The organism is Streptomyces purpurogeneiscleroticus (genome assembly GCF_020024005.1).
GTDB classification, from domain to species: domain Bacteria; phylum Actinomycetota; class Actinomycetes; order Streptomycetales; family Streptomycetaceae; genus Streptomyces; species Streptomyces purpurogeneiscleroticus.
In genome coordinates, this window is the sequence record NZ_NHSG01000417.1 from 19692 (window position 1) to 27801 (window position 8110).

9 protein-coding genes are annotated in these 8110 nt (G+C 73.8%); 2 read left to right on the forward strand and 7 right to left on the reverse strand.

The genetic code is table 11. The features are described from left to right. Positions 1-2: 2 nt before the first annotated feature. Entirely contained in the window at positions 3-746 is a 744-nt protein-coding gene (locus CCS38_RS30845; protein WP_223736630.1) for a zinc ribbon domain-containing protein, read from the reverse strand. Then, positions 743-1600 carry a Nif3-like dinuclear metal center hexameric protein gene (locus CCS38_RS30850; RefSeq protein ID WP_223736622.1) on the reverse strand — a complete coding sequence of 286 codons (858 nt, stop codon included), beginning with the start codon at positions 1598-1600 and terminating at the stop codon, positions 743-745. The genes CCS38_RS30845 and CCS38_RS30850 overlap by 4 nt, the downstream gene beginning before the upstream one ends. A gap of 262 nt (positions 1601-1862) precedes the next feature. On the opposite strand from CCS38_RS30850, the gene CCS38_RS30855 reads away from it, so the two are divergent. Both CCS38_RS30855 and CCS38_RS30860 read left to right on the forward strand, forming a co-directional pair. Next, positions 1863-3203, forward strand: coding sequence for a hypothetical protein (locus CCS38_RS30855; RefSeq protein WP_223736623.1), 1341 nt, complete (start codon positions 1863-1865; stop codon positions 3201-3203). Between the two features lie 150 nt (positions 3204-3353). After that, positions 3354-3521, forward strand: a complete 168-nt coding sequence (locus tag CCS38_RS30860; RefSeq protein ID WP_223736624.1) for a hypothetical protein — start codon at positions 3354-3356, stop codon at positions 3519-3521. 90 nt (positions 3522-3611) lie between these two features. Here CCS38_RS30860 and CCS38_RS30865 read toward each other — a convergent pair whose 3' ends face one another. The 5 genes from CCS38_RS30865 to CCS38_RS30885 all read right to left on the reverse strand — a co-directional run. Then, positions 3612-4547: a 3-oxoacyl-ACP reductase gene (locus CCS38_RS30865; RefSeq protein ID WP_223736625.1), complete on the reverse strand. Its 936-nt coding sequence runs from the start codon at positions 4545-4547 to the stop codon at positions 3612-3614. An 11-nt stretch (positions 4548-4558) separates the two neighbouring features. Then, positions 4559-5635, reverse strand: coding sequence for a Zn-dependent alcohol dehydrogenase (locus tag CCS38_RS30870; protein WP_223736626.1), 1077 nt, complete (start codon positions 5633-5635; stop codon positions 4559-4561). 16 nt (positions 5636-5651) lie between these two features. Beyond that, entirely contained in the window at positions 5652-6548 is an 897-nt protein-coding gene (gene chsH3 / locus CCS38_RS30875; RefSeq protein WP_223736627.1) for an enoyl-CoA hydratase ChsH3, read from the reverse strand. Between the two features lie 302 nt (positions 6549-6850). Continuing rightward, positions 6851-7240 (reverse strand): glycine cleavage system protein GcvH, encoded by a 390-nt coding sequence (gcvH, locus tag CCS38_RS30880; protein ID WP_223736628.1) that lies wholly within the window; start codon positions 7238-7240, stop codon positions 6851-6853. Between the two features lie 95 nt (positions 7241-7335). Next, positions 7336-8110, reverse strand: a 775-nt coding sequence (locus CCS38_RS30885) for an SDR family NAD(P)-dependent oxidoreductase (protein ID WP_223736629.1), incomplete at its 5' end; no start/stop codon positions are given.

Sequence of the window (8110 nt, forward strand, 5' to 3'; positions counted from 1 at the left end):
GCTTACAGGCCCGAGTCCGGCGTACGGACCAGGATGCGGCTGCAGTTCTCGCAGCGCACGACCTGGTCGGGCGCCGCGGCCCGCACGTCGTTCAGCTCGGTGATGTCCAGCTCCAGGCGGCAGCCCTCGCAGCGGCGCTGGTAGAGCCGGGCCGCACCGACGCCACCCTGCTTCTCGCGCAGCCGGTCGTACAGCTTGAGCAGGTCGGCGGGGATGTCGGCGACGGTCAGCGCGCGCTCCTTGGTGACCGTGGCGGCCTCGTCGTCGATCTCGGCGAAGGCGGCGTCCCGGCGGCTGACGGCGTCGGCGACCTTGGCCTGGATGGCCTCCACCCGCTCGGTCAGCTCGGTGACGCGCTCCTGCGCGGACTCGCGGCGCTCCATGACCTCCAGGACGACCTCTTCCAGGTCGCCCTGGCGCTTGGCGAGCGAGGCGATCTCGCGCTGGAGGTTCTCCAGGTCCTTGGGCGAGGTGATCGCGCCGGAGTCCAGGCGCTGCTGGTCGCGGGCGGCGCGCTGGCGCACCTGGTCCACGTCCTGCTCGGCCTTGGTCTGCTCGCGGGCGGTGTCGCTCTCCTCGGTCTGCGCGGCGACGAGCAGGTCGCGCTGCTGGGTGAGGTCGCCCTCCAGGGTCTGCAGCTCGGCCAGCTCGGGGAGGTTCCTGCGCTTGTGCGCGAGCTGGGTGAGACGGAGGTCCAGGGACTGGACGTCCAGAAGGCGGATCTGGTCTGCGGGCGCGGCGTTCAGTTGGGGGCTCCTGGTGAATCGAGGGTCGGGGAGGACGCCGCGTGGGCGGTCCAGGGGTCGGTGACCGTACGGGAGACGTGCGTGCGCAGGCCCCAGCCGTGCCGGTCGGAGATCTCGTCGAGCTGCGCGGCCGCCTGCTCGCACCACGGCCACTCGGTGGCCCAGTGCGCGGCGTCCAGCAGCCCGAGCGGGCTCTTCTGGGTGGCCTCGGAGGCCGGGTGGTGGCGCAGGTCGGCGGTGAGGAAGGCGTCCACGCCCGCCGCGCGCACCTCGTCGAAGAGGCTGTCGCCGGAGCCGCCGGACACCGCGACCGTACGGACGGTGCGGTCCGGGTCGCCGGCGGCGCGGATGCCCTGCGCGGTGGCCGGCAGCCGCTCGGCGGCGTACCGGGCGAACTCCGCGAGGGTCATCGGGTGGGTCAGCTCGCACACCCGGCCGAGGCCGCGGCGGCCCGCCGGGTCGCTCGCGTCCGGCACCAGGGGGCGCAGCACGCGCAGGTCAAGTGCGCCGGCGAGGGCGTCGGAGACGCCGGGATCGGCGGTGTCGGCATTGGTGTGCGCGACGTGCAGAGCGATGTCGTTCTTGATCAGCGTGTGGACGACCTTGCCCTTGAAGGTGGACGCCGCGACCGTCGTCGTCCCGCGCAGATAGAGCGGGTGGTGGGTGACGAGCAGGTCGGCGCCGAGCTTCACGGCTTCGTCGGCGATCTCCTGTACCGGGTCGACGGCGAAGAGCACGCGCTGTACGGGCGCTTCGGGGTCGCCGCAGACGGTGCCGACGGCGTCCCACGCCTCTGCCCGCTCGGCGGGCCACAGGGCGTCGAGGGCGGAGAGGACTTCAGACAGTGCGGGCACGGGTGGAAGGTTACCCCCCAGCCCCGGCCGGACGCCCAGCCGCGGTGACCCCGGGATGCCGGGCGCACCTGCGGCGGGGGCCCGGCGGACCGCCGCCGGACGCCGCGCGGACCCGGTACGGACCGACCCGGCTGGCACATCCGCCACACCGCTCGCAGGCGAATCGGACAACGGCCACTCATACGCGTGAAGTGGTCCATCACGCGTTGATCGACACGAAGTGCGAAAACTAGCTTCAGTCGTGACTGGAGGTGACCATTCCATGACTGCCTGTGCCATTGAGGGCGTTGGAACCGACGGGAACACCGAGGACGTCACGGAGACCGGACTGCCCCACCGCCCCGCCGCACTGACGCTCGCCGCCGACGGGTCGTACGCCGCGCGGCTCATCCAGGGGCCGGGCGGCGGCTGGTACCCCGAGCGCTGGACGCTGGACGGCTGCGAGCCGTACGCGGTACCGCTCCCCGGCCGCCTCCCCGAGCAGCCGGACAGCGCGCTGCTGCCGCTCACCGACGGCCGGGTGCTGATCCTGCGCCGCACGGAAGGCCACTGCACGGTCGCCCTCCTGTACCCCACGGGCCCCGGCACCGGCGAACTCCCGCTGGGCGCCGTGGAGACCGAGGAGCTGACGCTGCTGCCGCCCGCCCCCGGTGGCACGACGGTCCACGCCCTCTCCCCCGTGGGCGGCGACGGCGCGCGCCGGGCCACCGCGGTCTGGCTGCTGCACGGCGGGGGCGACGGCCCGCAGCGGATCGCCCTGGTGCCGGGCCGTTGCACCGGCGGCGCCTGGCTGGACCGGGAGGGCCGGCTGCTGGCCCTGGACCGCGAGCTGGACGGGCCGGCCAAGACGGTGGTGGTCGACCTCGGCCGGGGCGGCGAGGTCAGCCCGCTGCTCCAGATCACGGAGCGGAGCAACGACCGGCTGCTGCTGGCCGACCCCGACAGCGGGCTGATCCTGCTGCGGTCGGACGCTCCCGGGTACGACCGGATGGGCTGGGGCGTACTGGGCAGCACGCTGCCGGTGCGGTTCCCCGAAGCGCTGCGCGCGGCGGATGCCGCGCTGACCCCCTTCGCCGTACAGCCGGGCCAGGCGCTGGCCCCGGAGAGCTGCGCCGTGGCGTTCCGGGTGGACGCGGCGGCCGGCACCTGGCTCGCCACATGGCGGCCCTCGATGAAGCAGCTCCACCGGCCGGCAGCCCCTGGGGGCTGGCTCGCCGGCACCGGCCACTGGACACCGGACGGCGAGCTCCGGCTGCCGTACGCGACGCCGGCCACCCCGTGCGGCGTGGCACGGGTGACCGTCCCGTGGGACGCGACCGCCCCGGACGCCGCGTCCCCTCTTCCCGCCCTCCCCGCGCCGGCACCGGCAGCGGCCCCCGCATCGCACTTGCAACGCCTGACGCGGCTCCCCTGGGACACCTCGTCCGCTTTGCCGCCGGCTTCCGGAATCCGCACAACCCCCACCGGGTATCCGAACGGCTGCACAACATCCGCACAACCGGACCCGGTCGCGAGGGAACCGCACGTGGACCGGACGCATCCCCAACCGTGCAGGCCAGTCCCGCTGCAGCAGGCGCCGCTGGCGGCCCGGGAGGCCCGGTAGAGCGGAAATACACGCCCCGTTAGAATTCTGAAGGGGCTACGCAGCCGGTTGACCCGGCCACCGACGGTGATGCCTGGGGGTACCCCCGGCGCAGCCGGGGGAGGTCCCGACGCGTACACCTGTAAGCGATCTGACGGAGTGACACTTTCCATGTCCGAAGCCCGAACCGACACGACCCAGGCGCGCCCGCAAGGGTCCTCCGCCCAGGCCGCCACGGCCGCAGGCTCCGGCAAACACCGTGGCCCGGCAGCGAGCGAGGACGCGGCCGCGTCCGGCGCCGGGCGGCACCGCCGGCCCAAGAACTCCCGGGAAGCCTGAGCACACCGGCCATCCCGAGTCGGCCGTGGCCGCCACGAGAAACGCCTCTCGTGGCGGCCACGGCCGTCGTGTGTCCGGGTTGCGCGGCGCTCAGCCCTTCTTGAGGGCCAGCACCTCCGTCGCCGCGAAGTTCTCCACCGGGGCGCGGTCCGCGAAGTACGGAGTCAGGGCCGCGTCCAGCTCGTCGTAGGTGAAGACCTCCTTGGCGGTGTCGAACTGTGCGGCGACCCGCGGCCTTTCGAGGAGCGCGGTCATGCCCCCGTGCACGACGAAGACCTGCCCGTTGACGCGGCCCGCCGCGGGCCCGGCGAGGTACCCGACCAGCGGTGAGACATGCTCGGGCGCCAGCGGGTCCGGCGCGCCCCCGGCCTGCTCTCCGAAGCCCGCGAAGACGTCCTCGGTCATCCGGGTGCGGGCCCGCGGGCAGATCGCGTTGGCGGTCACGCCGTACTTGGCCAGCGCCGCCGCCGTGGAGGTCGTCAGCCCCACGATGCCGCCCTTGGCCGCCGCGTAGTTGGGCTGGCCCGCGGAGCCGGCGAGGAACGCCTCGGAGGAGGTGTTGACAATCCGGCCGTACACCGGGGCGCCGGCCGCCTTGGAGCGCTCGCGCCAGTGCGCGGCGGCGAAGCGCGTCGTGTTGAAGTGCCCCTTGAGATGGACGCGGAGCACCGAGTCCCACTCGTCCTCGGTCATCGAGAAGACCATCCGGTCCCGCAGAATGCCCGCGTTGTTGACCAGGATGTCCAGCGCCCCGTAGGTGTCCACGGCCAGCTCCACCAGGCCGCGCGCGGTCTCGAAGTCGGCGACGTCCCCGAGGTGCGCCGTGGCCTGCCCGCCCGCGGCCCGGATCTCGGCGGCCACGGCCTCGGCAGGCGCCGCGGACGCCGCGCCGGAGCCGTCCCGCCCCGGCTGCCCGTAGTCGTTGACGATCACGTTCGCGCCGAGGCGGGCCAGTTCGAGCGCCTCGGCCCGGCCCAGGCCGCGGCCCGCGCCGGTGACGACGGCCGTCCTCCCGTGCAGCACCATCCGTGCCTCCCCTACAGCTCGACGCAGGTACGCAGCGAGGTGCCGCTCCGCATCTGGTCCAGCGCGTCGTTGATGCCCGCGAGCGGCACCCGGTGGGTGATGAGGTTCTCCAGGTCGATCCGGCCGGCCCGCCACAGGGCGATGGCGCGCTCGTACGAACGGGCCACGTCCCCGCCCCCGTACAGCGAGGGCAGGATCTTCTTCTCGTCGAAGAACAGCTCGAACATGTTGACCTGGAAGAAGTCGTCCATCGCGCCCGCGCCGACGACGCACAGGGTGCCGCCGCGCCGGGTCGTCTCGTAGGCGGTGCGGGCGGTGGCGGACTTGCCGACGACCTCGAAGACGTAGTCGAAGCCCTCGCCCTCGGTGATCCGCTGCTTGGCGTCGGCCAGTTCATCGGGGGCCACCGCCTCCGTCGCCCCGAAGCGCAGCGCGGCCTCGCGCCGCGCTTCCACCGGGTCCACGGCCACGATCTGCGCGGCCCCGCTCGCCCGTGCGCCCTGGATCGTGGAGATGCCCACGCCGCCGCACCCGATGACCGCGACCGACGAACCGGCCTCGACCTTCGCGGTGTTCAGGGCCGCACCGAGCCCGGTGGTCACCCCGCACCCGATGAGCGCGGCGATGTCGTACGGCACGTCGTCCGGGATCGGCACCGCGCAGTGGGCGGCGACCACGACCTCCTCGGCGAAGGTGCCGGTGCCGGCGAACCCGAAGACGTCCCCGCCGGGGCGCTGGAAGTTGGGGGTGCCGGCGCTCATGAAGCCGGCCAGGCACAGGTGGCTCTGGCCGCGCCGGCAGGACGGACAGCCGCCGCAGGCGGGCAGCCAGCACATCAGCACCCGGTCGCCCGGCTTCAGCCCCGTGACGCCGTCCCCGACGTCGAGGATCTCGCCCGCGCCCTCGTGCCCGGGGACGAACGGCGCGGGCTGCGGCAGCACGCCGCTCATCGCGGAGAGGTCGGAGTGGCACAGTCCGGCGGCCCTGATCCGTATGCGTACCGTGCCCGGCCCGAACCCCACGGCCGTCACGTCCTCGAGGACGTCGAGCTTGTCCTGCCCTGTCTCGTGCTGTACGGCTGCGCGCATCTGCGGCTCCTCCTGGTCATTCCTGGGGCGTGTCCTGGCTGTGCTCCACCACCGTGTCCGCCAGCACCGGTGCGTCCTCCCGGTCGGCGGCCGTCACCACGACCTGAATGCGGTCCTGCGCGGTCTGCCACATCCGAATCCGCAGCGTCTCGCCCGGGAAGACCACGCCCGCGAACCGCGTCGCGTACGACCGGACGCGCGTCACGTCGCCGCCCAGCAGCGCGTCGACGACCGCCTTGAGCGTCACGCCGTACGAGCAGAGCCCGTGCAGGATCGGCTTGTCGAAGCCCGCGAGCTCGGCGAACTCCGGGTCGGCGTGCAGCGGGTTCCAGTCGCCGGAGAGCCGGTACAGCAGCGCCTGGTCGGCCCGGATCAGCCGGGTCACCGTGCGGTCCGGCGCCCGTTCGGGCAGGTCCAGGCGGCTGGAAGGCCCGCGCTCGCCGCCCCAGCCGCCCTCGCCCCGGACGAAGATCTGGGTGTCGCTGGTCCACAGCGGCCCGTCCGCGTCGGCGGTCTCCGAACGCAGCACGATGACCGCGGCCTTGCCCTTGTCGTACACGGCGGGGATGGTCGCGGTCTGCCGGGCGGTCCCCTGCAGCGGGATCGGCCGGTGCAGGGTGATCTTCTGGGCGCCGTGCAGGACGGCCGCGAGATCCACCTCGATACCGGGGGCCGAGAGCCCGCCGACGACGGCCATGCCGGCGCCCGCGACGGTGGCGAAGCTGGGCAGTACGTGCAGCCGGCTCTCCAGGGTGTAGCGCAGCTCGTCGGGGTCGGTGGCGGCGCCGGGCCGCTCCTCGGTGGCCGCGCCCGCGCCGATGCCGAGGTGGTAGAGCTGGATGTCCTTGTGGTCCCAGGCGAGGTCGGAGAGGCGCGGCTCGGCGGCGATGGCCTTGGCGGCGTCGATGGGCATGGGGCGGGGCTCCTTCGCCGTGCGGTGCGGGGGACGGCGGGCCGGAACTCGGCAAGACCCCGGCCGTCCGTCCGCACCGTCGGCCGGCCGGGGTCGTCAGCGATCGGCGACGCGGCGGTGCGCGGCACGACCGGCGCGGTCGCCGCTGCGCGCTAGAACGCGTTCTACCGATGGGGCATGTATAGCCCATCCACGGCGGACCCGGAAGACCTCTGACGGTGCGTCAGTTAGGAACCCCGAAAGCATGGCGCAGGACAACGAACAGAGCGTCGGTGGCCGCCCCGCCCCGGGCGGCCACCGGCTCAGCCGGACAGCCCCTCGCGCACGTACTCCTCGTACTGCGCGGCCGTGAGCAGGGCGTCCGTGCTGCCGGAGAGCCGGATCGTGAGCAGCCAGCCGGCGCCGTAGGGGTCGGTGTTGATCTGTTCCGGCTCTTCGTCGAGCGAGCCGTTGACCGACAGGACGGTGCCGGTGACCGGCAGACAGACCTCGCTGACGGCCTTCACCGACTCCACGGAGCCGAAGGGTTCGTCGGCCTCGAACCGCTCGCCCTCTTTGGGCAGTTCGACGTAGACGATGTCGCCGAGCTGCCGCTGGGCGTGGTCCGTGAGGCCGATCGTGGCCCGGTCGCCGTCCCGGCGGAGCCACTCGTGGTCCTTGCTGTACGACAGGTCCTCGGGGAAGTTCGCCATGCGGATGACGGTGGCACCGCCGCGGGCGGGCCGACAAGGCGGAAACCGGGCTCCCCGACGCCGCCGGCGGTGCTCGGGTACGCAGGTACCGAAGCTCAGGTACGCAGATACGACGCGCCGTTGACGTCCAGTACCGTGCCCGAGCTCCACTGGGCCTCCGGGGAGGCCAGCCAGCGGACCGCCGCCGCGATCTCGGCCGGCTCGGCCACCCGGCCGAACGGGCTCTGCGCACGGATCGCGGCGCCCTGTTCGCCGGCCAGCCGGTGGCCGACCCGTTCGGTGTCGATGAAGCCGGGCGCCACGGACGCCACCGCGATGCCGTACGGCGCGAGCGCGACCGCGAGGGACTGGCCGAGCGCGTGCACCGCGGCCTTGGTCGCGCCGTACGCGGGATGGTCCGGCTCGCCGCGGAAGGCGCCGCGCGAGCCGACGTTGACGATCCGGCCGCCGCCGCCCTGGGCGATCATGCGCTGGGCCGCGCCGTGGCTGAGGTGCGCGGTGCCGAGCAGGTTGACCGCGACGTGCTGCTGCCAGGCGGCGGTCCAGTCGGCGTAGTCGGTGGTGGCGGGCGGGTGCGGGGTGTTGACCGCGGCGTTGTTGACCAGTACGTCGATGCCGCCGAGCGCCTCGTCGGCCGCGGCGATCAGACCGGCGGCGCCTTGCGGATCGGCGATGTCCGCGTGCAGCAGGACGTGGCCGTCACCGGGCAGCGCGGCGAGGGTGTCCTCGGCGTCCGCCCGGCGCGTGCCGTAGTGCACGGCGACCCGGTCGCCGTTTTCGGCGAAGACGTACGCCAGGGCCCGGCCCAGGCCGCGCGAGGCGCCGCTGACCAGGACGCGGCGGCCGCGGTCGGGGAAGGGCGGGGGAACG